Annotated in this window: 25 protein-coding genes, 1 tRNA gene and 3 pseudogenes; 16 read left to right on the forward strand and 13 right to left on the reverse strand. The window is 71.0% G+C overall.

The genetic code is table 11. The annotated features are described in order from the left end of the window. Together SZN_RS41535 and SZN_RS24180 are read left to right on the forward strand one after the other, a co-directional pair. Positions 1 to 518: hypothetical protein (locus tag SZN_RS41535; protein WP_007499725.1), on the forward strand; the 518-nt coding region annotated here is incomplete at its 5' end. Between the two features lie 216 nt (positions 519 to 734). Beyond that, entirely contained in the window at positions 735 to 1,046 is a 312-nt protein-coding gene (locus tag SZN_RS24180) for a hypothetical protein (RefSeq protein ID WP_007499728.1), read from the forward strand. Between the two features lie 354 nt (positions 1,047 to 1,400). On the opposite strand, the gene SZN_RS24185 is transcribed toward SZN_RS24180, so the two are convergent. From SZN_RS24185 to SZN_RS24200, 4 genes are all read right to left on the reverse strand, one after another. Next, on the reverse strand, positions 1,401 to 1,721 hold the full coding sequence (locus SZN_RS24185; RefSeq protein WP_007499730.1) for a hypothetical protein: 321 nt from the start codon (positions 1,719 to 1,721) through the stop codon (positions 1,401 to 1,403). Positions 1,722 to 1,782: 61 nt separating this feature from the next. Next, positions 1,783 to 2,103 (reverse strand): hypothetical protein, encoded by a 321-nt coding sequence (locus SZN_RS24190; RefSeq protein ID WP_007499732.1) that lies wholly within the window; start codon positions 2,101 to 2,103, stop codon positions 1,783 to 1,785. A gap of 61 nt (positions 2,104 to 2,164) precedes the next feature. Beyond that, positions 2,165 to 2,512, reverse strand: a complete 348-nt coding sequence (locus SZN_RS24195) for a hypothetical protein (protein WP_007499734.1) — start codon at positions 2,510 to 2,512, stop codon at positions 2,165 to 2,167. Positions 2,513 to 2,851: 339 nt separating this feature from the next. Continuing rightward, complete coding sequence (locus tag SZN_RS24200; protein WP_106432709.1) at positions 2,852 to 3,121, reverse strand: hypothetical protein; 270 nt, start codon at positions 3,119 to 3,121, stop codon at positions 2,852 to 2,854. Positions 3,122 to 3,462: 341 nt separating this feature from the next. On the opposite strand from SZN_RS24200, the gene SZN_RS24205 reads away from it, so the two are divergent. From SZN_RS24205 to SZN_RS24225, 5 genes and pseudogenes are all read left to right on the forward strand, one after another. Continuing rightward, positions 3,463 to 4,203 (forward strand): glycoside hydrolase family 16 protein, encoded by a 741-nt coding sequence (locus tag SZN_RS24205; protein WP_007499737.1) that lies wholly within the window; start codon positions 3,463 to 3,465, stop codon positions 4,201 to 4,203. A 214-nt stretch (positions 4,204 to 4,417) separates the two neighbouring features. Continuing rightward, positions 4,418 to 4,666, forward strand: a pseudogene (locus SZN_RS38965) (vitamin K epoxide reductase family protein); the annotation flags it as partial. A 109-nt stretch (positions 4,667 to 4,775) separates the two neighbouring features. Beyond that, the gene (locus SZN_RS24215) at positions 4,776 to 5,306 is read left to right on the forward strand and encodes a tyrosinase family oxidase copper chaperone (RefSeq protein WP_007499741.1); all 531 of its coding nucleotides are present in this window, start codon (positions 4,776 to 4,778) and stop codon (positions 5,304 to 5,306) included. Further along, positions 5,290 to 6,150, forward strand: coding sequence for a tyrosinase family protein (locus tag SZN_RS24220; RefSeq protein ID WP_007499743.1), 861 nt, complete (start codon positions 5,290 to 5,292; stop codon positions 6,148 to 6,150). Before SZN_RS24215 ends, SZN_RS24220 begins: the two co-directional genes overlap by 17 nt. Before the next feature lie 158 nt (positions 6,151 to 6,308). Continuing rightward, entirely contained in the window at positions 6,309 to 6,908 is a 600-nt protein-coding gene (locus SZN_RS24225; protein ID WP_007499745.1) for a DUF2087 domain-containing protein, read from the forward strand. Positions 6,909 to 6,918: 10 nt separating this feature from the next. Here the strand turns inward: SZN_RS24225 and SZN_RS24230 are convergent, their stop codons facing one another. After that, positions 6,919 to 7,878, reverse strand: a complete 960-nt coding sequence (locus tag SZN_RS24230) for a D-2-hydroxyacid dehydrogenase family protein (protein ID WP_007499747.1) — start codon at positions 7,876 to 7,878, stop codon at positions 6,919 to 6,921. A 141-nt stretch (positions 7,879 to 8,019) separates the two neighbouring features. On the opposite strand from SZN_RS24230, the gene SZN_RS24235 reads away from it, so the two are divergent. Continuing rightward, positions 8,020 to 8,985 carry an NAD-dependent epimerase/dehydratase family protein gene (locus tag SZN_RS24235; protein ID WP_007499749.1) on the forward strand — a complete coding sequence of 322 codons (966 nt, stop codon included), beginning with the start codon at positions 8,020 to 8,022 and terminating at the stop codon, positions 8,983 to 8,985. A gap of 81 nt (positions 8,986 to 9,066) precedes the next feature. Further along, positions 9,067 to 9,966, forward strand: coding sequence for an SDR family oxidoreductase (locus SZN_RS24240; protein ID WP_007499751.1), 900 nt, complete (start codon positions 9,067 to 9,069; stop codon positions 9,964 to 9,966). A gap of 84 nt (positions 9,967 to 10,050) precedes the next feature. On the opposite strand, the gene SZN_RS24245 is transcribed toward SZN_RS24240, so the two are convergent. Further along, the gene (locus tag SZN_RS24245; RefSeq protein ID WP_007499753.1) at positions 10,051 to 10,254 is read right to left on the reverse strand and encodes a DUF397 domain-containing protein; all 204 of its coding nucleotides are present in this window, start codon (positions 10,252 to 10,254) and stop codon (positions 10,051 to 10,053) included. Between the two features lie 16 nt (positions 10,255 to 10,270). Here SZN_RS24245 and SZN_RS24250 point away from each other — a divergent pair. Then, positions 10,271 to 10,529 (forward strand): annotated as a pseudogene (locus tag SZN_RS24250) (anti-sigma factor domain-containing protein); the annotation flags it as partial. Between the two features lie 53 nt (positions 10,530 to 10,582). On the opposite strand, the gene SZN_RS24255 reads toward SZN_RS24250, so the two are convergent. The 6 genes from SZN_RS24255 to SZN_RS24280 form a co-directional block, all read right to left on the reverse strand. Beyond that, entirely contained in the window at positions 10,583 to 11,389 is an 807-nt protein-coding gene (locus SZN_RS24255; RefSeq protein ID WP_007499756.1) for a DUF1295 domain-containing protein, read from the reverse strand. Continuing rightward, on the reverse strand, positions 11,386 to 12,696 hold the full coding sequence (locus SZN_RS24260) for an SAM-dependent methyltransferase (protein WP_007499757.1): 1,311 nt from the start codon (positions 12,694 to 12,696) through the stop codon (positions 11,386 to 11,388). Before SZN_RS24260 ends, SZN_RS24255 begins: the two co-directional genes overlap by 4 nt. Further along, positions 12,693 to 13,976, reverse strand: coding sequence for an SAM-dependent methyltransferase (locus SZN_RS24265; RefSeq protein WP_007499759.1), 1,284 nt, complete (start codon positions 13,974 to 13,976; stop codon positions 12,693 to 12,695). The genes SZN_RS24260 and SZN_RS24265 overlap by 4 nt, the downstream gene beginning before the upstream one ends. Next, positions 13,973 to 14,662: a DUF1365 domain-containing protein gene (locus SZN_RS24270; RefSeq protein ID WP_007499761.1), complete on the reverse strand. Its 690-nt coding sequence runs from the start codon at positions 14,660 to 14,662 to the stop codon at positions 13,973 to 13,975. The genes SZN_RS24265 and SZN_RS24270 overlap by 4 nt, the downstream gene beginning before the upstream one ends. A gap of 68 nt (positions 14,663 to 14,730) precedes the next feature. Beyond that, positions 14,731 to 15,987, reverse strand: a complete 1,257-nt coding sequence (locus tag SZN_RS24275; protein ID WP_043732783.1) for an NAD(P)/FAD-dependent oxidoreductase — start codon at positions 15,985 to 15,987, stop codon at positions 14,731 to 14,733. Positions 15,988 to 16,353: 366 nt separating this feature from the next. After that, positions 16,354 to 17,154, reverse strand: coding sequence for a molybdopterin-binding protein (locus SZN_RS24280; RefSeq protein WP_078508895.1), 801 nt, complete (start codon positions 17,152 to 17,154; stop codon positions 16,354 to 16,356). 528 nt (positions 17,155 to 17,682) lie between these two features. Between SZN_RS24280 and SZN_RS24285 the strand changes: the two genes are divergently transcribed. From SZN_RS24285 to SZN_RS24295, 4 genes are all read left to right on the forward strand, one after another. Next, positions 17,683 to 18,387 carry a dienelactone hydrolase family protein gene (locus SZN_RS24285; RefSeq protein ID WP_043732787.1) on the forward strand — a complete coding sequence of 235 codons (705 nt, stop codon included), beginning with the start codon at positions 17,683 to 17,685 and terminating at the stop codon, positions 18,385 to 18,387. Between the two features lie 206 nt (positions 18,388 to 18,593). Beyond that, entirely contained in the window at positions 18,594 to 18,782 is a 189-nt protein-coding gene (locus tag SZN_RS38970; protein ID WP_078508899.1) for a hypothetical protein, read from the forward strand. Positions 18,783 to 19,174: 392 nt separating this feature from the next. Next, positions 19,175 to 20,032, forward strand: a complete 858-nt coding sequence (locus tag SZN_RS24290; protein ID WP_043732771.1) for a DUF4394 domain-containing protein — start codon at positions 19,175 to 19,177, stop codon at positions 20,030 to 20,032. 107 nt (positions 20,033 to 20,139) lie between these two features. Beyond that, the gene (locus SZN_RS24295) at positions 20,140 to 20,538 is read left to right on the forward strand and encodes a site-specific integrase (protein WP_007499774.1); all 399 of its coding nucleotides are present in this window, start codon (positions 20,140 to 20,142) and stop codon (positions 20,536 to 20,538) included. Positions 20,539 to 20,867: 329 nt separating this feature from the next. Here SZN_RS24295 and SZN_RS24300 read toward each other — a convergent pair. Then, positions 20,868 to 20,943, reverse strand: a tRNA-Arg gene (locus tag SZN_RS24300). A gap of 331 nt (positions 20,944 to 21,274) precedes the next feature. On the opposite strand from SZN_RS24300, the gene SZN_RS24305 reads away from it, so the two are divergent. Both SZN_RS24305 and SZN_RS24310 read left to right on the forward strand, forming a co-directional pair. Next, positions 21,275 to 22,891, forward strand: a complete 1,617-nt coding sequence (locus tag SZN_RS24305; protein ID WP_007499776.1) for a dynamin family protein — start codon at positions 21,275 to 21,277, stop codon at positions 22,889 to 22,891. Between the two features lie 3 nt (positions 22,892 to 22,894). After that, positions 22,895 to 23,210: pseudogene (locus SZN_RS24310) on the forward strand (hypothetical protein); the annotation flags it as partial.

Raw genomic sequence — 23,210 nt, forward strand, 5'->3', positions numbered from 1 at the left:
CCGTCCCGGAGCGGGCCGCGCTCCGGGAGCGCGCCGACGCGCTGGCCGGCCTGGGCGCCGTGCCGGCCCCCGTGGTCCGGCTGCTGGACACCGCGCTCGGCGCCGACGACGACCCGCTCTCCGCGGCCGAGGCGAAGAAGCTCGCCGACGAGGTGCGCCAGGCCGTCGAGCAGGCCAGGAAGGAGGCCCTGGCCGAGGTGGCGGCGGAGGCCGCCGCGGCCGGGAAGGAGGCGGAGGCGGCCCGCGCGGAGGCCGAGGCGGCCCGTGCGGAAGCGCTCGCCGGGGCCGGCCTGACCGCGACGGCGACGGCCGCCCCCGCCGAGGAGGCCACCGCGGACACCACGGCGGAGGCGTTCGACACCCTCGCCAAGGCGGTGGACGACCTGCTGGACACGCTCCTCGCCGGCGCCGGGGCACCGGTGGACCCCGCGGCCGACGGCGTGGTCCAGTCCCTCGTGGGAGTCCTCACCGGCACCCCGCCCGGCCTGCCGTCCACCGAGACCGGGACCGGTGCCTGAGGCGAAGCAGCCGCCGATCTCACGACCCGTCGCGCCGGCCCGTCCGGCGCGACGGGTCTTTTCGTATGAGTTCCGGGAACTTGGGGCCGCGGAGTTTCCACCCGGTCCCCGGGTCGTTAGCCCAGGAGAACCGAGAACGATTCGCCCGCCCCGCCGGGAATTGAAATGCCGTGCGGTAAAGGCGGGTTACGCAGGACGCGTTACCTGGAAAGGACCATGATGAAGAACCTGAAGGCTGCCGCCGTCGTCGCCGGCTCCCTCGCGATCGCCGGCGCCTCCGTGTCCACCGCCGCCGCGGTGAACATGCCGGCGCGGGGCCTCGTGGACAACGGGAAGTCGGTCACGCGCAGCCTGCCCTCCGCCGCGAACCTGCCGACGGGCGTCGTCGGCACCGACGTGCAGCGCACCGCGGACAAGGTCAAGCGCGGAGTGAAGGGCTCGGGCGTGGTGAAGACCCCCGTCTTCGGCGGCACCCTGCCGAACCCGGTCGACGGGCGGCTGCTCGGCGGACTGCCGGTCGGCAAGTGACCTCGCCCGGCAGGTGACGCCGTCGCCGCCGGCTCGATGACCGGGGCCGGTCCCGCACCGCGGGGCCGGCCCTTCGTCCTGCCCGCGGAGGTACGCCGGGCAGGGGGCGCGTTGGGCCGAACGGACGACGGCGGGTGACCGTTCACCGGGCGGCCGCGTTGGTCTCCGTGAGTGAGCGCCCCTTTCCTCCTTGCCGGCGCTCCCGCGAGAAATGACGAGCCCCGACCGCAGCGCGACGCGGTCGGGGCCCGCCCGCTTCCGCGGCGCCCCCGGAGGCCGCGCGCAAAGCCGATGGCCGCCCGCCGGAAACCCGGCGGACGGCCATCGGACGGCGTCGTGCTGAGCGGGGAAGCCTCAGAAGAGGAGCCCGCCGACGTGCGCCGAGTTGCGCCCCTGCTCGACCTGGCCGCTGTTGCAGCCGACGTACTTCGAGTTCGGCGCGATGACCGCGCCCAGGACGGCACCGTTGGACCACGGGGCGATGCAACGGCCGTCGATCAGGGTGCCGTTGACGACCGCCAGGCCCTGCTGCGGGCCGTTGACGGCCACGGGGGACGAGGAGAAGCCGCTGCCGCCCTTGACGGTGGTGGTGTCGTTGTCGGCCGCGGCGGAGCCGCCGGTCGCGAGGATGATGCCCGCGGCGATGGCCGAAATGGCCGTAACCTTGTTGCGCATGTGTTGAGCCTTTCCGGGGCTGCGTATGGGTTTACCTGCTACGAAATGTTCGAAGCAGGAGTCAGAACAGCAGTCCGCCCTTGTGGACGGCGTCGCGGGCCTGCTCGACCTTGCCGGTGTTGCAGCCGACGTACTTCGAGTTCGGCGCGACGACCGCGGCGAGGACGGCACCGTTGGACCACGGGGCGATGCAACGGCCGTCGACGGCGGTGCCGTTGAGGACGACGACACCCTGCTGCGGCTCGTTCACGGCGACCGGGGAGGAAGAGAAGCCGCTGCCGCCCTTGACGGTGGTGGTGTCGTTGTCGGCCGCGGCGGAGCCGGCGGTCGCGAGGACGATGCCCGCGGCGACCGCGGAAATGGCCGTGATCTTGTTACGCATGTGCTGAGCCTTTCCGGGCTGCTTTATTGATGTACCTGCTGCGAATCACTCGGAGCAGGAGTCAGAACAGCAGGCCGCCGCCGTAGACGGCCTTGCGTCCCTGCTCGACCTTGCCGGTGTTGCAGCCGACGTACTTCGAGTTGGGCGCGAGGACGGCACCGAGGACGGCACCGTTGGACCACGGCACGGCGCAGCGAAGGTCGACGAGGGTGCCGTTGGCGATCACCACGCCCTGCTGCGGCGCGTTCACGACGACCGGCGACGAGGAGAAGCCGCTGCCGCCCTTGACGGTGGTGCTGGAGCCGGTGGCGCCGTCGCTGCCGTAGGAGCCGCCGGCGGTGGCGATGCCGGCGCTGCCGACGACGGTGCTGAGGGCGAGGGCCGTGATGACCGCGAACTTCCTGGACAACTCGGGTTCCTTCCTGAATTCACGGTTGCGCACGCTTACGAAAAGGAAACCCGTATATGCACGCATAAGTCACGGCGGGACATTCAAACGCGCACAGGTTCCATCGGATGGCGCAATGCGGCAGGCGGTTCGGGAGAGGTGCCATTAAGTTCATTCCGGCCGGTGATCCGGGCGCCCGTTCCGCGGCCGAATGGGGTCGCCGGCCCGGGGTCGACGACATGCGTCCGGCCCACCGGCAAGGGGAGAGCCGGTGGGCCGGACGGTTGATTCAAAGGTTCCGGTGCGTGTGCGGCCCCGCCGTGCGCGGAGCCGGAACTGCGGGCGCGGTCGCCGCGGCCGTCACTTCCGGGGAAGCAGGCTGCCGAGTCCGGCGGACGTCGGAGCCTTCAGCGGGTGCACCTGCACACTGCCGCTGCCGGCCGGGTTCTTCACCGGAATCGTGGGCCGCTCGGCGGCCTTCGGGTCCATGCCGTCCAGGTAAATGCCGGACAGTCCGGCGGAGTTCTTGTTGTCGAACGCGGTGCCCTTGGCGACCCCGCCCTCACTGGCGAGTCGCGTCACCGCGTCGGTGGCCGGCAGGACCGCCGGGGACACCTTGGTCGGGGACATCAGCCCGAGCGGGCCACCGGACGACGCAGGGTTCCCGGCGGCGGCCGCCGCCGCGGCGGAACCGCCCACAAGACCCGCACCGATCGCCAACGCTGCTGTGGTGAAAACTGCCTTCTTCATCATTCACCTCGCGTGAAAGTACCTCTGATCCAACGGTTGGAGAACATAGCAGCCGGCGGCTGCGGCAAAAGCGGCGCGTTACGCCATACGTATGAAAGTCGGCAGGGTGAAGAATGCAATACGCGGAGGCATTCGGAGGGATTGCCATCTGGTCCGCGAATCAATTCATCGTATGGTGCGTCCACTTCTGGTAGACCGCTTGCATGATCGGAAAGATGAAATTGAGTGCGCTCACCGCGGCGCTCACCGGCGGTGCGGGGTCCACGGCGGTCCGCGCCCCGGGCCGGACCCTGGTCTGGGCCGAGGAGTTCGACGCGCCGGTCGACTGGGGCGTCCGCTGGACCGGCGACCGCACCAGCGCCTACCGCTACGGCGATCACAACCCGGACGACAACAAGCTCGACTGGCTCGACCCGGCCTGCGTCACCGTCGCGGACGGGACGGCCACCTTCACGGCCCTGCCCTGCGGCCACACCCTGGAGAACGGCCTGCGGGCCTGGCGCACCGGCCTGCTCACCACCGAGTACTCCGCCGAGGGCTTCCGGGTGCGCACCGGCGACCACGTCGAGACCCGGGTCCGGCTGCCGCGCGGCACCGGGGCCTGGCCCGCCCTGTGGACCTGGAAGGACGGCCGCAACGAGGTCGACTCCTTCGAGTACCACCCCGACAACCCGCATCTGCTGGAGCTGTCCAACCACGTCAACCGCGCCGTGAGCTACCACACCGACACCGCCGCGATCGGCCCCGGCCGCTGGGTGACCGTCGCCACCCGCTACGGCGCCCGCTGCGTCGAGTGGTACGTCGACGGCGAGCGGGTCTTCGCCGACGGCACCGGCGTCGGCCACGACTGGTCGGCGTATCTGATCCTGAACCTGTCGGTGTGCGCGGGGCGCCACCACCCGGCCCCCGGCGACCTCACCCCCCTCACCTTCGAGGTCGACCACGTCCGGGTGCACCGCTGAGAGCGGCGCCCGCCCTCGCTCGTCCGGGCGGCCGGCGGCCACGGCGTCGGCCGGCCGGGTGAGCGCGGGCCGGGTGAGCGCGGGCCGGGGCGGCCCGGAGCCGTCGGCAGGGTCGCGCGATGCCCACCGAGTCGAGCGCGGGGAGCAGTCGCGCGTACGCCCTGCTGCCGGCGGTCTGCGGGGCGGCCGGTCTGCCGGCCTCCTGGATCATCACCAGTCCCTGTACCGGATCAACGCCCTGTGCCTGTGGTGCTGCCTGGCCTGGATCACGACGATCACCCTCTTCTGGTACGTCGTCTCCTTCGGCGTAGGCGTAGGCGTAGGCGTACGCGTCCGCTTCCTGCCCGCCCCCGGCGCCGTGCGGGCCCTCTTCGCCGAGTTCACCTGGGTCCTTCCGGTCCTGCACATCGGGTTCGTCGGCATGCTCGTCCTGACCCGTTGGTGGGATTTCCGGACAAGCTGACCATTGCTGCACCCCGGGGCGACACGGCCGTACCGGGGCGCCGGTGGTGACCACGGCACGCTCCGGGCTGTTACTCGTACGAACAGCCGAACCGTACGAGGAGTGAGCCATGGCCTTCAGGACGGGCGGGGCGCCGGCGGGCGCCGGGCACGGAGCACGGACCCGCGCAGGCGGCGGACCGGTGCGCCGGACGCGGCGGGAGGCGGCACGCTGGCTGCTCGCCTCCGCGGCCGTCGTCTGCGCCCCCCTGGTCACCGCCTCCCGGCCCGCCGGCCCGCCCGGGGAGCCGGCGGACACCGCGGCCGCGAGGGGCGGCGGCACACCGGCCGCCTTCGACGAGACCTACCGCGGACGCCGTATCCAGGGCATGCCGATGGCCCTCGGCGGCCGTACCGCACACGCCGCGCGCGCGACCGCGTGGCACGTCACCGTCGACGGCCGGCCGCTGCATCTGATGCGCCGCGCCGACGGCACCTGGCTGAGCATGGTCGACCACTACGGCTGGTACCGCACACCGCTGGAGGCGACCCGCGCGGCCGTGGACGAACTCGGCCCGCGCCGGCGGCTGCGCGACCTCGCCCCCGGCCCGCTCGGCGGCGGACACCTGGGCAGGGAGGCCGAGCATGGTGTACGTGCGTAAGAACATCAGCAGGCTGACACGCACCGAGCGGCGGCGCTTCGTCGAGGCGCTGCTGGAGGTCAAACGGCGCGGCGAGTACGACGAGTTCGTCCGGCTGCACATCGCCCACTTCGTCGGCGACGGCGACCGCCGCCTGCGCGCCGCCCACATGACGCCCTCCTTCCTGCCCTGGCACCGCCGGTTCCTGCTGGACCTGGAGAACGCCCTGCGCCGCGTCGACTCCTCGGTGACGGTGCCGTACTGGGACTGGACCCGCGACCGCTCCGCCGCCGCGCCGCCGTGGACCGACGACCTGCTCGGCGGCAACGGCCGCCCCTCGGACCGGCAGGTGATGACCGGGCCGTTCGCCTACGCGGGCGGCCGGTGGACGATCCGGGCCGGCGCCACCGAGGGCCGGTACCTGGTGCGGGACCTGGGCCGTTCGCGTGATCCGCTGGCGCTGCCCAGCGGGGCCGAGCTGAAGGAGGCCCTGGACGATCCCGTCTACGACGTCGCGCCCTGGAACTCCACCGTCCCCAGGGGCTTCCGCAACAAGCTGGAGGGATGGGGCCGCGGCCCGGACTCCTGGCGCAACCACAACCGGGTGCACCGCTGGGTCGGGGGTCACATGCTCGGCGGCGCGTCCGTCAACGACCCGGTCTTCTGGGTGCATCACGCCTTCGTGGACATGCAGTGGCAGCGCTGGCAGGAACGCCACCGCAGGCACCGCTACCTCCCGGCCCGCCCGCCCGGCCGGGGCAGCGACCAGCACCGCAGGATCGTCGCCCGGCACGAACGGCTGCCCCCGTGGGACGTGACCCCGGACCAGCTGGAGGACGTGTCCCGGATCTACCGGTACGCGTAGTGGCCCCGGGGCCGGTCGGTCCCGCGGGCCCCGGAGCCGGGGTGCGCGGGGCGTGCGAGCGGGCGCGGGCGTGGGCGCGGGGCGGGGTGCGCGCGGGGCAGGGGGCGGGGGTGAAAATCCGTTGACCTCGGGCGGCCCGCCTCGCCTAGTCTCCGGACATGACCACCGATCCGACGGAACAACTGGTCCAGCTCTTCGCCGAGGAGAGCCGGGTACGCGCCTTCGCCGCCGTGGCGCTGGGAGCGGGAAGCACGGGAGAGGTCGCGCGGACGGCCGCCCTGTCCCCGAAGGAGACGGCCGCGGCCCTGCGACGGCTCGGCGGGCAGGGAGTCGTGACACCCGGCGCCGACGGCCGACTGACCGTGAACCACGCCCTGTTCAGGGAGTACGCCCGGTCCGCGGCGCGGCGGGACGGCGCCGACCGGACCGCGGACACCGCGGCGCCGACCGGCGACGAGCCGACCGATCTGGTGCTGGGCACCTTCGTCCGGGACGGGCGGCTGGTCCGGCTGCCCGCGCGCTGGACCCGCAAGAAGCTGGTGCTGCGCCACATCGCCGAGCGCACCTTCGCGCCGGGCGTCGAGTATCCGGAGCGCACCGTGGACGAGAAGCTGCGGGGCTGGTGCGGGGACGGCGACGCCGTCGACCATGTGACGCTGCGGCGCCATCTCGTGGACCTGGGCCTGCTGCACCGCAGTGACGGCGTGTACCGGCGGCCCGCTCAGGACGCCCGCGGCACGGCCGCCGACAGCGCCTGACCGCCGGCGCTCAGGGCAGCAGCCGTACCGGCGAACCGGCCAGGTACGCCTGGATGTTCTCGACCGCCTGCCCGTAGTACGTCGTGTAGTTGGCCTGCGAGACATAGCCCAGGTGGGGTGTGGCGAGCAGGCGCGGGGCCGTGCGCATCGGGTGGGCGGCGGGCAGCGGTTCGACGTCGAAGACGTCCACCCCGGCGCCCGCGAGACGGCCCGCGTGCAGGGCCGCGAGCAGGGCGTCCTGGTCGACGATCGCCGCGCGCGAGGTGTTGACGAGGTACGCCGTCGGCTTGAGCAGGGCGAGTTCGGGAGCGCCGACCAGGCCCCGGGTGCGCTCGCTCAGGGCGAGGTGGACGGAGACGAAGTCGCTCTCCGCGAGCAACTCCTCTTTGGATGACGCCAGTTGGACGCCCACCTCGTCGGCGTACTCCCTGGTGAGATTCTGGCTCCAGGCGCCGACCCGCATGCCGAAGGCGAGGCCGACCCGGGCCACCCGGCTGCCGATCTTGCCGAGGCCGAGCAGTCCGAGCCGGCGTCCGTGCAGGTCGGCCCCGACCGTGAGCTGCCAAGCCCCGCCCGAACGCAGCGAGTTGCTCTCCTCGACGACACCCCGGGCGAGGCCGAGCAGCAGGGCCCAGGTCAGTTCGACGGGCGGCGTCGGGGAACTGCCCGTACCGCAGACGGTGACGCCGTGCGCGCGGGCGGCGGCGTAGTCGATGACCGAGTTGCGCATGCCGGAGGCGATCAGCAGCCGCAGCCGCGGCAGCCGGGAGAGCAAGGAGGCCGGGAACGGCACCCGTTCGCGCAGGGTGACCACGATGTCGGCGTCGGCCAGCGCCGCCGCGAGCGTGTCCTCGTCGGGGAGGTGGGTCGTGAAGCGGACGACGTCCACGTCGTCCGCGAGGGGCGACCAGTCGGCGATCTCGGTCGCCACGTCCTGGAAGTCGTCGAGCACGGCGCAGCGCAGGCGCATGGGGTTCCTCTCCGGGCGGTCGGGGGGCCGAGGGCGGACCGGATCGAACTGTACGGAACGCGAGGGCGGGGGAGGGGACGGGACGCGCGCGGCCGACTGTGTGACCGTGGTGCCCTCGACCGCAGAGAGGGAGGCCCCGCCTTGTCACCACGCGTCCTCGTCACCGGCGCCAGCGGCTTCGTGGGCGGCCATGTGGCCGCCGCCCTGTGGGAACGGCGCCAAGAAGCCCACGCGGAAGGCGACTTCGCGCTCCGGCTGCTGCTGCGGGACCCGTCGTCGGTCCATGACACCGCGTACGGCCCCGGTGGGGCGGTGGAGGTCGTGCGCGCCGACCTGTCCGACCCCGGCTCCCTGCGGGGCGTCTGCGACGGCGTCGACGTCGTCCTGCACTGCGCCTCGCACATCGGCGACGACGAGCGGCTGACCCGTGCCGTCAACGACCACGGCACCCGCGCGCTGATGGCGGAGGCGGCACGCGCCGGCGCGGCCCGGACCGTCTACGTCAGCACGGCCGCCGTGTACGGCCGGGGGCCCTTCACCGGGGTGCTCCCGGGCGGCGCGCCGCCCGCCCCGGCCTCGGCGACCAGCGCGGCGCGGGCCGCCGCGGAGAACCACGTGCTGGACGCGGGGGGCCTGGTCCTGCGCCCGCACCTCGTCCTGGGGACCGGGGACCGCTGGGTGGTGCCCGGCCTCGCGGCGCTCATGGGCACCCTGTCGGCGGGCCTGCGGGAGTGCGGGGCGCGTCAGTCCTTCGTGGACGTACGGGCGCTGGCGCGGGCGGTCGTGGCGGCCGGGGTCGCCGAGCGCGCGACGGGCGCGGGCGTACGGCATGTCAACCACCCCCGACCGGTGGGGTGTTCGGACCTCCTGGCCGCCGTCGCCGCACGACTGGACCTGTGTCTGCCGGGCACCCCGCTCACCGTGGAGGAGGCGCACGCGCGCCTGGACGGACAGCCGCGCGCGCTGCACCACCTGGGCATGCTGACGGTGGACCACTGGTTCGCCGACGACGGATTCTGGGCCGGGCTGGGTATCGATCCGGGAGCGGACTTCGAGCGGAGCCTGACCGACCACGCCTCCTGGTACCGCGAGCACGCGAATCGTTGAGAACGCGGGTGCGGTGCCGTGTCCGTGCTTCGTCCGTCGGTCGTCTCCTCGTCCTCCTCCTCCGAGACACCAGGGAAGTCCGTGGCCGTCGAACACAGCGCAGGGGCACTGGCCGGAAAGGTCGCGCTGGTCACCGGGGCCGGCCGGGGCATCGGCCGGGCCATCGCACAACGGCTCGCCCGCGACGGGGCGTTGGTCGGCGTGCACTACGGCCACAGTGAGACCGCCGCGCTGGAAGCCGTCGTGGAGATACGCGCCGAGGGCGGGCGGGCCTTCGCCCTGGGGGCACGGCTCGGGGTGCCGGGCGACGCGGAGGCGGTGTTCGCGGCGTTCGACGCGGGGGTGCGGGGGGAGGGGGAGGCGGGTGCGCCGGGTGCGCCGGGTGGGCTTGATGGGCGGGGTGAGCGGGGTGAGCGGGGTGAGCGGGGTGAGCGGGGTGAGCCGAGTGAGGCGGATGCGCGGGGTGTGGGGGGTGTGCGGGGCGTGCTCGACATTCTGGTGAACAACGCCGGGGTGAGCGGATCGGGGCCGGTCGGGCGGGCCACCCCCGAGGTGTTCGACCGGATGATGGCGGTGAACGCCAAGGCGCCGTTCTTCCTCGTGCAGCAGGCGCTGCCGCGGATGCGGGACGGCGGGCGCGTCATCAACGTCTCCTCGCTCGCCTCGCGCCGCGCGTTCCCCGAGTCCCTCGCCTACGCCATGTCCAAGGGCGCGCTGGACACGATGACCCTGTGCCTGGCCAAGGAGTTGGCGGGCCGCGGAATCACCGTCAACGCGATCGGACCGGGCTTCATCGAGACCGACATGAACGCGCGGCGCCGCGAGACACCGCAGGACCGCGCGGCGCTGGCCGCGCGATCCGCCTTCGGCCGGATCGGCAGCCCGGCGGACGTGGCCGACGTCGTGGCCTTCCTCGCCTCCGACGACGCCCGTTGGATCACCGGCCAGTACCTCGACGTCAGCGGCGGCACGGATCTGTGAGGAGCACCGCGGAGAGCCGGGTCCGGACTCCGACAGCCGTGACGCGCGCTCCCGCAGAACGCGGGAAGTCGTCTGCGCTGAAGCTCAGTTGGACCGACTCCACGCCAACCCGGAGACGAACCCGGCCCATGTCCCCTGTGCGAAGGCGAGTTGCGGTCCGCCGCGTTTCTTGGAGTCGCGTACGCGGACGGCGGTGGGGGTGGTGGCCATCTCGACGCATTCGCCGCCCTCGTCCCCGCTGTAGCTGCTCTTGAACCAGTCGAGTTGCGTGTGCTGTTCGGTGTTCATAGGTCTCCCAGCATCTGACCGGGCCGTGTTCGTAGCCTCCGGGATGACTGCGCCTTCGCGGGGCAGGGTTGTACCAGCTGTGGTTCGCCGACCGCGCGAGGGTGCGTTCGGCGGGCCTGATGGACCCCGGCGGCGGCAGTCAGACGGTCCTGATGCCGGGAGCGGTCGACGGCGCCTCAGGGGCCGGCGTCACGGTGGAGCCGGCCGGTCGGTCGGCCGGTTGGTCGAAGCAGCCGACCTCGAAGCCGGTCGCGCTGCCCGGTGGGCCGGCGTAGGTCGCGTGGGGTGTGGTGGCCGTGCCCGTGGGCAGGGCATCCCACGCGGTCTGTCAGCCTCTGCGCGGCGGCCGGGGGAAGAAGCCACTGGTGCGTGCTCTGTACGCGTCCCAGCCGGGGCGGCCGGCCATGTGCCTCTCCAGCAGCCGTTTCCCGCTTCCGCGTGTCAGCAGGACTGTCATCACCAGGGGTGAGACAACGGACACTGCAGCAGCCTGATACCCGCCGTCGCAGGCGATGAGGAACAGCCCCCACCAGACGCAGAAGTCCCCGAAGTAGTTGGGGTGACGGGTCCACGACCACAGTCCCCGGGCCATGATGCGGCCACGGTTGGCCGGGTCCGCCTTGAAACGTGCCAGCTGGGCATCGCCCACGGCCTCGAAGAGCATACCGACAGCCCAGACGGCGAGGCCGGCGAAGGCGATGGGGGACAGCGGGCGGGGCGCGTACTGGGCTGCCTGCACGGGCAGGGACACCAGCCACACCAGGGCTCCTTGGAGGAGGTAGATCATGCGTAGGGCATACAGGTTCCGGTTTCCGGGTGCGCGGGCCAGCATCGCCTCGTAGCGTGGATCCTCGCCGTGGCTGCGGCCACGGCGCGAGATGTGGAGTGCGAGTCGCAATCCCCACAGGACGGTCAGGACGGTCACGAGCAGGCGCCGGCCAGGATCTCCATTGGCGCCCGAAAGGCCGAACGTCACCGCGGCCACTGCGGCGAAAGCCAGTCCCCAGGCGACGTCGACGACTCGGTGCATGTTCAGGATGAGGCCCGTCGCAAAGGTGACGAGCATGATTGCCAGGACCATCGCGGCCGTCCATCCAAGGTTGGCGGCGAACATGCCCCAGGTGAACGAGCTCACCGCTCCTCCAGGTGCCGGTACCAGTCGGTTGCGTCGACCCCTGTGAGCCCGCTGTCCCCGGTGGTCGTGGGGCGTACGGCGAGGAACTGGTCCACGCCCATGCGCCGCTCCTCGAAGGCCAGTGCCCCGCCGATCAGATACAGCCGCCACACACGGGCAGTCTCCTCACCGACAAGCCGGACGAACTCCGCCCACCGTTCCTCCAGCGTGCGATGCCAGACGTTGATGGTCCGAACGTAGTGCTCGCGCAGCGACTCCACCGACCGCACTTCCAATCCGGCTGCCTCCAGCAGGCCGACGGTCTCACCCATCGGCCGCATGTGCATGTCCGGTGCGATGTACGCCTCGATGAACGCACCCCCGCCTGGTGCGGTCGTGCCGCGCGACATCTGCTGGACCAGCACGCGTCCCTGTGGACGGACCAGTTGGTGCAGGGCGGATGCGAAGGCAGGATATTCATCGTTTCCGACATGCTCGCCCATTTCGATGGTGGCGACCGCGTCGTAGGAGGACCCGGTGATGTCCCGGTAGTCCCGGCACACGACCTCTACTCGATCGTCCAGGCCAAGGCCGCGGACCTGCTCCCTGACGAATGCGGCCTGTTCCCGGGCCAGGGTGACGGCTGTCACGTGCGCTTTGTGTTGTTGCGCGGCATACAAGGTCAGTGAGCCCCAGCCGCAGCCGATGTCCAGGAGGCGGGCGCCGGGGGCCAGGCCGAGTTTGCGGCAGATCAGCTCCAGCTTGGCTCGCTGTGCCCGCGCCGGACTGACCTCGGCCCCGGTCCAGTAGCCGCAGGAGTACGCCATCGTCTCGTCGAGGAGGAGGCGGTAGAAGTCGTTCGACAGGTCGTAGTGGTGGCTGATCGCGGCCCGGTCGCGAGCCTTGCTGTGCAGGCCGCCGCGCAGCCGTGCCTGTGTGGCGGGTGCAGGCGGTCGTGGGCCGAGTACTCCGAGCCGTACCGCCTCAGCGGCCGCGCGTGTCCAATGGGCCGGGGAAAGCCGGGGGGTGTGTGGGCCGCGCTCTCGCACTACGGCTTTCAGGGCGCGAAGCCCTTGGGCCAGGTCGCCCTCCACGTCGATGTCGCCGGTGACGTATGCCTGGGCCAGGCCGAGTTCGCCGGGCTGCCACAGCAGGCGGCGCAGTGCGCGCCGGGAGCGCACGACGACGACGGGGGCGCCGCTGGGGCCGGTCTCGCTGCCGTCCCAGGTACGCAGCCGCACGGGCAGCGGGCCGCCGAGCGCGTCCTCGGCGAGGGCGGCGAGTCGCTGCGCGGCGCCGGGACGGACTGAGGTGCGGGTGGTCGTCATCGCGCCGGGTTCTCCTTGGTGAGCAGGTACTGCTGTACGTCGAGATAGCCGGAACGGAACCCGGCCTCGGAGTAGGCCAGATAGAAGATCCACATACGGCGGAAGGTCTCGTCGAAACCGAGCGAGCCGACCTCCTCGGCGCGGTCCGCGAACCGCTCCCGCCACAGGCGCAGCGTCTCGGCGTAGTGCGGGCCGAAACCGTCCCGGGCAACCACCCTCAGTCCGGTGTGGTCGCGTACTGCTTTCTCCATGGAGTGTGTTGAGGGAATCAGCCCACCGGGGAAAATGTACTTCTGGATCCAGGTGTGGGTGTCGCGGGCGGCCAGCATCCGCTCGTGCGGCATGGTGATGGCCTGCAGTGCCGCTCGGCCGCCCGGCGCCAGGCGCTCGTCGAGGGTGCGGAAGTACACGGGCCAGAACTCGATGCCGACGGCCTCGATCATCTCCACGCTGACCACCGCGTCGTAAGTGCCGCATGCCTCGCGGTAGTCACACAGTTCGATCGATACGCGGTCGGCGTACCCGGCGTGGTCTACGCGTTCAAGGGCCAGTTCACGCTGCTCCGCCGACAGCGTGAGCGAGGTGACGTGCGCGCCGCGGGCGGCGGCGCGCAAAGCGAGCTCGCCCCAGCCCGTGCCGATCTCCAGCAGGCGGGTTCCCTCGCGCACCGCGGCCGCGTCGAGCAGCCGGTCGATCTTACGGTGCTGGGCGGCCGCCAGCAGCGACCAATCGGCGGGAAAGCCACGGAACACGGCAGAGGAGTAGCTGAGCGTCTCGTCCAGAAACAGTCCGAACAGGTCGTTGGACAGGTCGTAGTGACGGCTGATGTTGGTGCGCGATCCCTCAGGGGTGTTGCGCTGTGTATCGGGCTGCGGCTGGGCCCACAGACCGCGCAACCGCTGTAGCCGGGGCGGAACCAGATCGGCCGCGTGCGCGGCGAGCACGGTGAGGGCGCCTACCAGATCGGGCGCATCCCACTCGCCGGCCATGTACGACTCACCGAAACCGATGAGCCCGCGGGTGCCGATGCGTGCGTGGAACGCGTGCGGGTCGCGCACCTCGATCAGTGGTCCGCCCAGGCCGAGGGTGGTGCCGTCGGCGAACCGCAGGCGCAACGGCAGTCGCTGCATGACGCGTTCCAGTACGGTCGCGGTGATGGCCCGCAGGGGCCAGGGCGCCCTGGGAACGGTCGCCACATCGGGCCAGCGTTCGGCGTCGACGGGCAGTGTTCGGACGCCAGCGCGCCGGCGGCCGGCGGGGCGTGGTTCGACCGTTGTCATGAAGCACTCTCCGGGGTGCGGTGGGCCGGGCGCGGCTGCACCGGCAGGCCCCGCAGAAACAGGCGGATGCCGTGGAAACGGATGGCGGCCGACACTCTCAGAGTCGACCAGGGATGGCGCAGGGCCAGGCGCAGCAGGGCGGAGGCCGTTGCCTCGCGGCGGCTGCCGTGAACAGCGGCCGTGAAGGGCGGGCTGCCGGGCCGTTGCAGGCGGACGGACAAGCGCAGGCGCTCGCCGGGCGGCGGGAGCCGCATCTCGTAGTGGCCGTCCACCGGGTTGAACGGCGAGACGTAGAAGCCCTTGCCGACCTCTGCGGTGCCGGCCGCGTCGGTGTGGAGCAGGTAGGCGTGGCGCTCGCCGTAGGTGTTGTGGACCTCGGCCACCACACACTGCAGGCCGCCGTCGGGACGGTAACACCAGTACAGAGTCAGTGGGTTGAAGACATGTCCGAGGACCCGGGCATGCGCGAGCATCAGCACCCGGCCGGCATGCAGGTCGATACCGTGTTCGTCCAGGAAGCCGTCGAGTGCGGCCCTGATCGAGACGGCACGCCCCGTGAAGTGGTCACGGGCGCTGAAGCGGGCGAGCGGGCGGAGCAGACGCGGCAGAATGGGCAGGCGGTCGACGTCAACGAGCCACAGGTAGGTGCGGTGTCTGAAGGCGTACCGTTGGGGTGCCCGGCGCACATGAGTGATCGTGCACGGGTACAGCGCCGGTATCCCGGTGAGTGACGGCCGAGGGGCCGACGAAGCGGTCACCACCGCACCCCCAGGGCGGCGGCGGCCTCGACGCCGCTGCGGCAACCGTCCTCGTGGAACCCCCAGCCGTGGTAGGCGCCCGCAAACGCCGTCACGGACGTGTTGAGTCCCGGCAGCCGCCGCTGGGCTGCGACCGACTCGGGCGTGTACACGGGGTGTTCGTAGGTCATGCTGGCCAGCACCCGTGCTGGGTCGACGCGGTCCTGACCGCCGAGGGTAACGACGTGAGTCTGGGAGGCGTCGAGGCGTTGCAGGCGGTTCATGTCGTAGCTCACCCGCACCCGGTCAGCGCCCGCCCGGCAGTCGGGCATCAGGTAGTTCCAGGAGGCGCGGGCCCCGCTCGCCCGTGGCAGCAGGGAGGTGTCGGTGTGCAGCAGGGTGGCGTTGCGGGAGTAGCGGAAGGCGCCGAGGACCTCCTTCTCTTCGGGGTTCGCGTCGGTGAGCAGCTGCAGGGCCTGGTCGGGGTGGGTGGCAACGACAACGTGGTTGTAGGAGGCGATGGTTCCGTCGTCGGCCGTCACGTCCACGCCGTTCGAGTATCGGAGCAGTGACCGCACAGAGACGCCGACACGCACCTCGTGCAGGTCAGCCGCGATCCGGTCGACGTACGTTCCCGAGCCCCCCGTGACGGTCCGCCAGACAGTTGACCTACGCACCGAGAGCATGCCGTGGTGGTGAAGGAACCGAAATAGATAGGCCGCCGGATATTCAAGGGCCGTCTCCGCGTCACACGACCACACCGCGGACACCACCGGAATCATGAAGTGCGCCCGGAAGTACGGCGAGAACCCGGCCCGGTCCAGGAAAGCGCCAAGCTTCAGCGTGTCGTCGGCGCCCGTGGCGAGGAGGCGTCGGGCGGCCCGGTGAAAGCGCGGCACCTCGGTCAGCATGCGCAGGTACGGCCCGCGCAGGGTGTTGCGCGGCTGGGCGAGCAGCCCGCGAAGGCCACGGGCGCCGGCATATTCCAGGCGGCAGCCGTCACACCGCACGGACATGCTCATCTCCGACTCCTGGGTGGCGATGCCGAGTTCGGAGAAGAGGCGGAGCAGGTGCGGGTAGGTGCGGCGGTTGTGCACGATGAATCCGGAGTCGACGCGGTGCGTGCGCCCGTCGGGGTCGGTCAGGTCGTGGGTGTGGGCGTGGCCGCCGAGCCGGTCGTCGGCCTCGTACAGGGTGACGTGATGGGATCTGCTCAAGATGTATGCGGCGGTCAGCCCCGCTACCCCGCTGCCGATGACGGCCGTTCGTTGTATCGCCCCCGAGCCGCTGCCCGCTTCGGGTTGTTGCCCTGCCTGTGTCACACCGGACGGCTTGTTCATGACTCTTCTCTCCCTCCCCGAATGTCAACGCGGCCGATCCACGCCCGAGTTGACGCGGCCCGGCCCACAAGGCAGCGGCCGCAGGACCCCGTGACCGGGGGCCAGCGGGCGCTGCGGGGTGTCACATCTTGGGCATCAGGACGGTGTCGATGATGTAGACGTTGGCGAAGAGACCAGCGGAACGGCGGATACGGGTGTTCATGGTGTTCTCCTGTTGAAAGGTGCAGCACCGTGGTGCGTACTCGGGGTTATGGGAAGAGGGGTTTACGGGGCACGGGTCTGTTGGAGAGGGGCCGGCGGTCACTCGACGGTGACGACCACCGAGTGCCATCCGCTGGCGCCGTCCGGGATGGTGCGGGTCCGCTTGTCCGTCTGCACGGTGCCGGTGCGGTCGGTGGCGCGGACGTTGAGGGTGTGCCCGCCCTTGGTGGCCTGCCAGGGAAGCGACCACTGGCGCCAGGTGTCGCGGGTGTCTTCGGCGGCCAGGCGGGCTTCCCGCCAGGGGCCGTCGTCGATACGGACTTCGACCTCGTCGATGCCGCGGTTCTGGGCCCAGGCGACTCCGGCGACCATCACCGTGCCGGCCTTGGGCCGGGCGAAGGGCCTGGGGTCCCCGGCCGTCGATCGAGCAGGTGCGGTGAGGCGGCCCACCAGGACGTACACAAGCAGAGCCCCGGCAACGGCTCCCAGGACGGAGGGCAGTGCGTCGGTGAGGCTGGTGGAGTCGGGCCGGCTGATGGCGACCGCCGCCCCAATCACTCCGAAGAGAAGGACTCCGGCGGCTCCGACCCGCCGAAACCGCACCGTCAGCACACCGAGCACCAGGGCCAGCACGGTCAGCACGGTCAGAATGCCGAGTTGCAGCACGAGCTTGTCGTTAGTGCCGAAGTGGCGGATCGCCCAGTCCTTGACCGGAGCGGGTGTCGCGTCGATGGAAGCGCCACCCACCGCGATGACCGGACTGGACTGCGGCCGCAACCCCGCCGCGACCACTTCGGCCACCGCCAGCGCTGCGAAGCCGGCCAGCGCCCCGCTCAGTGCACCTAGCGCCAGGCGCGGCCAACCCGGCCGTACTCGCTGATCCTTCTTTTCGCCCCTCACACAGGGAATCCGGTTCTGCCCGCCGGGCGGATTGGTCCCAGACCTGATCAGGTGAAAAAGATCCCGGACCAGTCCACCCCTCATTCCGCAACGCATTACGCACTTGAGTATCAAGGGACACCGCCGTCCCTGCTGCACGGAACAGCGGCAACAGCCTGTCGGTGGGAGCCTGAGCCACTGCTCAGCCCCGATCCACCGCGTGGATTCAGATCATGGGTGTCGGGCGGGTTCCGGGTGTTTCTTCAGGATGCGGGCAGCGGTGACCGCCGGGTGGCCGGGCCTTGACCCCTGATGTTGGGCACACGAGACACTGGATCCCGAGGATCTGAGGACGGACATCTCGTGGTCATGAGGAACTACCCGCCACAGTTCAGGGCGGACGCGGTCGCGCTGTACGAGTCGCGGCATTGGCTTACCGCCGCACCCGTGTCCCGACGGATGCCGACGCACACCAAGCCTTTTCCCCGACAGCTGCGGATTCTCTGCGAGAGGTCACTGCGTCAGTGGTTCCCCGGGGAGGAAGGCATCGTGTCGGTCGCGCGACAAGAGGGCGGCAAGTCGGCAACGTCGGCATTGTGGCTGCGGAACTGCCCGCAGAAGCCGCGTGCGGCAATCATCACCCTGCACGGAGGACGAGTGGAGGACTACCAGACGTCCCAGCCCTGGCACCTCGCGGCGTTGAGGATGCGCCCCGTACTCCGCGCAGCGGCCTCTGCCATGCCCCTCGACGAACTCGTTCTGGCGCGCGTGCGCTACCGCCGCCGCGGCTGGAACCAGGATGACCCCCTGCACGACACCTACCGCGCACTCGGCGAGCTGCAGCAGATCGCCGGGCCAGTGCCGACCGTCCTCATTGGGCACTCCATGGGAGGCAGGGCAGCCCTTCGGGCAGCCTCCCACCCACAGGTCGACGGAGTCCTCGCACTCGCACCCTGGCTGCCTCCAACCGAACGCGCCACGCAGCTGAGCGGCAAGCGGGCTGTACTGCTCCACGGTGAACGCGACCGGATGACCAGCCCCCAGGACTCCGCCGACTACATCAAACGGGCCCGAACGGCCGGGGCCCGCGCCGGTATCATCCTCATCCGCAACGGCGACCATGCCATGCTCCGCCGCTCCCGCCTCTGGCACCGCACCGTCACCGCTCTGGTAACCGACCTCCTGCGCCCGGAAGAACAGCCCCGCGGCCTCGCCGCCGCCTGTTACGCAGCTACCGCTCCTCTCATGCTGTAGGGGCACAAAGACCAACCGCCCGCCCGCCCGCACGGGCACTCGGCATCGGCACTCAGACCGTAGACGGCATCCGGGCCCTGACCCTTCCGCGAGAACGCCGGAGCGACCGCCGCCCGCTTGAACTCGACCGTATACCGCTTCCCCGTGTTGCTCTTCCTGCTCACTTCCTGTGACAACTACCGTCTGGCGCATGCGGGGGTATTGACGTGGCTCGTGCATGGCGCTCGATCCGGGTGGAGTTGGTCTCCGGTCTCGATGTGGACCTGTGGCCGCGTCCCGGCCGGGTGTTCGCCGCTGCTCGGTCGCACTGCTTCGCGCAACTCGCCGCAGCCATCGGTCTCGCCTTCGTGCGCTGGGACTTGGCTACCTGCGGGTCGGTACGGTGGTCGGTGTAACTCCCGAGCAGGAAGCGGAAGTTGATGACCGACGTGACTGTCACCGAGACCGAGGGCCGGGCAGCAGAGCCGACGGCGGGTGTGGATGACGAACTGGTCGCCCAGCTGGTGGCGCGGGCCGGGTGAGGGTGACCGGGACCCCGGACCGGCGCGTGCTCCTTGGCCACAGGGTTAGCAGCCGCCCTGCCCCTGCCGGACGGAGCCCAGTGTGGGGGTCCGTGCTCTCCGCACGTTGTGCCCGGGACGCCTGCCGCTTCGTGGGCCGTGCGGACGATGCACGGGGCCGTGCGGGTGATGCATGAGGATGACTCCCATCCGCGTCAGGTGGGGGTGTCGGATCCCTTTCAGAGCTCCGGGCGGTCCTGTCCGGGGCATCGGAAAGGGAAGAGAACATGCGTAAACGTGTGATGGCAGTCTCTGCTGCCGTCCTGGCGGCCTCGAGCGCCGCTCCCGCACTCGCGTTCACCGACGCTCCGGCCCCCGCCCGGGACAGTGGGCTGACGGCGATCGGTCTGACGAGCGATCAACGACTGGTCGAGTTCAAGGTAGACCGGCCCGCTTGGGCACGGTCGCTGGGCAAGGTCTCCGGGCTTGCCGGGGACAGCCGGCTGGTGGGCATCGACTTCCGAGTGCAGAACGGGAAGCTGTACGGCGTCGGCGACAGGGGCGGCATCTACACCCTGGACGTCCGCGCGAAGGCGTGGAAGGTCTCCCAGCTGACTGCGGCGCTTTCGGGCACCGCCTTCGGTGTGGACTTCAACCCGGCCGCGAACCGGCTGCGGGTCGTCTCCAACACCGGGCAGAACCTGCGGCACAACATCGACGACCCCGCTGCCCCGCGGACCACCACCGTCGACGGCATGCTCACCAACCCGACCGTGCCGCCGTCCACAGCGCGGGGCGTGAGCGGCGCCGCCTACACCAACAACGACCTCAACGCCGCGACGGCGACGACCCTGTTCGACCTCGACACGATGGCCGACCGGATCTCGCTGCAGTCCCCGGCCAACGCCGGCACCCTGGCACCCACCGGGAACCTCGGGGTCGACGCGGCCCGCGACGCCGGATTCGACATCTACTACAACAGGTCCAGCGGCGTGAATCACGGCTTCGCCGCCATCCGCACGGCCGGGACCTACCGCCTCTACGGGGTGAACCTACTGACCGGCAAGGCGACAGACAAGGGCTCATTCCCGAAGAAGTACCAGGTCACGGACCTGGCCCTGCCGATCAACCAGAACCAGGAGTAGCCACGGGGGAACGGCAACGCGTGAGGAACGGCCTGCGGGAGCTGTCTCCCGCAGGCCACCGGGTTCACGCCAGGAGATTCGGCTCAAGGGGCCATCTGAACCGCCCCGTGCCGAAGGTGGCGCAGGTCATCGACGAGCGGTGCCTGCTGAACCGCGACCTGGTTGCCCAGATGCTGGACTGGACAGGCAGGCGTCCGCGTCGCGGACGCCTCTATCGGGCCTTCTTCGCCACCCTCTACTACGCGGGTCTCCGCCCAGAGGAGGCCGTCGCCCTCCGCGTGGGAGACGCGACCTTGCCGGAGACGGGCTGGGGCGAGTTCCTCGTCCATGAAGCCCAGCCCGAAGTCGGCAGCCGGTGGACCGACACTGGCGACGTCCACGAGGAACGGGACCTCAAGGGCCGAGGCGAGGGTGACACGCGCACGGTCCCCATCCACCCCTCCCTGGTCGCACTTCTCCGCGAGATCATCAAGGAGTACGACCTGAAGCCCGCCGCCCTCCGCTAGCCGTCCAGCTCGCAGGGGGAACCTCACTACCTGAAACGGATGGAAGACGTCCAAGACCTCCCGAAGGTAGCGGCGTGAAGAGCGGCCTTGGAGCCCCACGAGGATGGGCTCCCAGGCCGCTCTCTTGTGTGCTCGGAGGGGCTCAGAGAACGGCCTCGCGACGCCAGATTTTGTGGGACGTATGTGGGACGGACGCCCGTAGAAGCTCGGTTTTGGCCGGTGCCAGCCGGAGTGGGCCCCCTACGGAGGCGAAGAATCCGATTAACGCGGAGGACCAAGGAAAACGCAGTCTGACCTGCGAAAAAGTCGCCATCCTGACGGGCGGTCGGTGGCGCCCCCGGCAGGACTCGAACCTGCGGCCAAGCGCTTAGAAGGCGCCTGCTCTATCCACTGAGCTACGGGGGCCGGTTGTGGTGGCCTCTGTCGTGGTGCCCGGGTGTGGGCCGTTCCGTGACGGTGCCGGGGACAAGGATAGGGCTCCCGCGTCCGTGTCCCTGTTTCTTCGCCTCCGTGACTCGATGTGGCTCGATGTGGAGGTTCGGTGAAGCGGTCCTGATAATCGCAGGCAGGTGCGAATCGTGCATCGCTTTTGAGTCCTCGCGCCCCGGGTGTTGTGCACTCGTTATGCCTGGACTGTGCCTGTGTCCTGGTCATCCCTTCCGTCCCTTGTGTTCTGTCGGCGCGCAGACATGCCTATATGCTTCAGAATTCCCCTAAAATTGGGCATTCTTCGCATGTGGTGACCTTGGACGTACGGCCTCAGCTGCTCGACGCACTTTCCGCCCTGCGCGACCGTGTCGCGGCCGCACGCTTCCCGTTGCCCCTGGCAGGGGCGCCACGCGCGCGTGCCAACCGCGACGAACTGCTCGCGCAGCTCGACGACTATCTGGTGCCCCGCCTGAAGGAGCCCGACGCACCCTTGCTGGCCGTGGTGGGCGGGTCCACCGGGGCCGGCAAGTCGACGCTCGTGAACTCCCTCGTGGGACGGCGCGTGACCGAAGCGGGCGTGTTGCGGCCGACGACCCGCACCCCGGTGCTGGTCTGCCATCCCGACGACCACCACTGGTTCAGCGGGATGCGGGTACTGCCCGACCTCACACGCGTGTGGATGCCGGAACAGGACCCGGCCGACGAACTGATGCTGCCCGGCGAGGACGGGGAGGACGGCGAGCGGGTCCTGCGGGTCGAGACCGCCGACACGCTGCCCGTCGGGCTCGCCCTCCTCGACGCGCCCGACATCGACTCCCTGATCGCGGACAACCGCGCCCTCGCCGCCGAACTGATCTGCGCAGCCGACATCTGGATCATGGTCACCACGGCGGCGCGCTACGCCGACGCGGTGCCCTGGCATCTGCTGCGCACCGCAAAGGAGTACGACGCGACCCTGGTGACCGTCCTGGACCGCGTTCCGCACCAGGTGGTCTCGGAGGTCTCGCGGCAGTACGGCGCGCTCCTGACCAAGTCCGGCCTCGGCGAAGTACCCCGCTTCACCGTGCCCGAGCTGCCCGAGTCGGCCTGGGGCGGCGGGCTGCTGCCCGCGACGGCGGTGGCCCCGCTGCGGACCTGGCTCACCCATCAGGCCCAGGACCCCGTCGCGCGGGCGCACGTCGTGGCGCGCACCGCCAACGGCCTGCTCGACTCCCTCAAGGCCCGGATGCCCGAACTCGCCGGTGCCGCAGCCGCCCAGTACGCCGCCGCCCTGCGGCTCACCGGAGCCGTGGACAGCGCCTACGACAGCGAGTACGCGCGCGTGCGCAACCGGCTCCAGGCGGGCGCCGTCCTCGCGGGCGACGCCCTCAAGCGGTGGCGTGCCTTCCCCCTCGACTGCTCCGCGGGCGAACTCCTCGACTCGCTCGTCGAGAGCCTGAGCACCCTCCTGCTGTGCGCCGTCACCGCGGCCGACGAGCGCGTGGCGGACGCCTGGCGGCGGGAACCCGCCTCCGCCGCGGCCGAACTGACGGCCCATGACGCGCGCCCGGCGAGCGTCGAGCACCGTATCGGCATGGCCGTACGGCGCTGGCGCAGAGAGCTGGAGGAATACGCCGAGGACGAGATCGGCGACCTCGACCGCACCGTCGCCCCCGACCCCGAGGTCGTCACGGCCCTCGTCGCGACCGCGCTGCTGGGCGGGCGCCGGGCCCGCTCGGCCGGGGAAGGGCTCGCCGAGCGGATCGGCGCCCACGGGGCGCTGCGGCTGCGCGACCGGGCCGGACGGCTCCTCGACGACCACCTGGACCGTGTCATGCACACCGAGCGAGAGCGCCGGCTCGGGCCCCTGGACGGCCTGGAGGTGCATCCCGATCCCCAGGCCGAACTCATCGCCGCGCTGTCCGTACTGCAGAAGGAGAGGTGACCGGTGACTGCCGTCACTGACCAGGACCACACGGAACACGCCGATCAGCACGAGGCCGGCGCGACCGGGGACGACGAGCGCGAGAGCGACACCGCTGTGGAGAGACCTTCGGACAACGCGCTGCCGGGCACGGACGGCGGCCGCACCCAGGAGAGGCCCGCCGAGGCCGGGGGCACCTCCGCGGCAGGTGCGGACCCGGGGAAGCGCACCCTGTGGAAGAAGCTCGCCAAGCGGGACGACGGCGGCCGGACCGGCGACGGCCACGCGCGCGGGGACGTCGGCGGGCGCCCCGCGCGCGGGGCCCGCGACAGCGAGGACG

Origin of the sequence: Streptomyces zinciresistens K42 (assembly GCF_000225525.1) — a bacterium.
Classification (GTDB): Bacteria; Actinomycetota; Actinomycetes; order Streptomycetales; family Streptomycetaceae; genus Streptomyces; species Streptomyces zinciresistens.

Bases quoted from the DNA above. Each gene is read 5' to 3' on its own strand.
- SZN_RS24190 (WP_007499732.1), bottom strand. From the start codon at position 2,103: ATGCGTAACAAGATCACGGCCATTTCCGCGGTCGCCGCGGGCATCGTC.
- SZN_RS24245 (WP_007499753.1), bottom strand. From the start codon at position 10,254: ATGAACACCGAACAGCACACGCAACTCGACTGGTTCAAGAGCAGCTAC.
- SZN_RS24180 (WP_007499728.1), top strand. From the start codon at position 735: ATGATGAAGAACCTGAAGGCTGCCGCCGTCGTCGCCGGCTCCCTCGCG.
- SZN_RS24265 (WP_007499759.1), bottom strand. From the start codon at position 13,976: ATGACAACGGTCGAACCACGCCCCGCCGGCCGCCGGCGCGCTGGCGTC.
- SZN_RS24220 (WP_007499743.1), top strand. From the start codon at position 5,290: ATGGTGTACGTGCGTAAGAACATCAGCAGGCTGACACGCACCGAGCGG.
- SZN_RS24200 (WP_106432709.1), bottom strand. From the start codon at position 3,121: ATGTCCCCGACCAAGGTGTCCCCGGCGGTCCTGCCGGCCACCGACGCG.
- SZN_RS24260 (WP_007499757.1), bottom strand. From the start codon at position 12,696: ATGACGACCACCCGCACCTCAGTCCGTCCCGGCGCCGCGCAGCGACTC.
- SZN_RS24230 (WP_007499747.1), bottom strand. From the start codon at position 7,878: ATGCGCCTGCGCTGCGCCGTGCTCGACGACTTCCAGGACGTGGCGACC.
- SZN_RS24185 (WP_007499730.1), bottom strand. From the start codon at position 1,721: ATGCGCAACAAGGTTACGGCCATTTCGGCCATCGCCGCGGGCATCATC.
- SZN_RS24225 (WP_007499745.1), top strand. From the start codon at position 6,309: ATGACCACCGATCCGACGGAACAACTGGTCCAGCTCTTCGCCGAGGAG.
- SZN_RS24290 (WP_043732771.1), top strand. From the start codon at position 19,175: ATGCGTAAACGTGTGATGGCAGTCTCTGCTGCCGTCCTGGCGGCCTCG.
- SZN_RS24215 (WP_007499741.1), top strand. From the start codon at position 4,776: ATGGCCTTCAGGACGGGCGGGGCGCCGGCGGGCGCCGGGCACGGAGCA.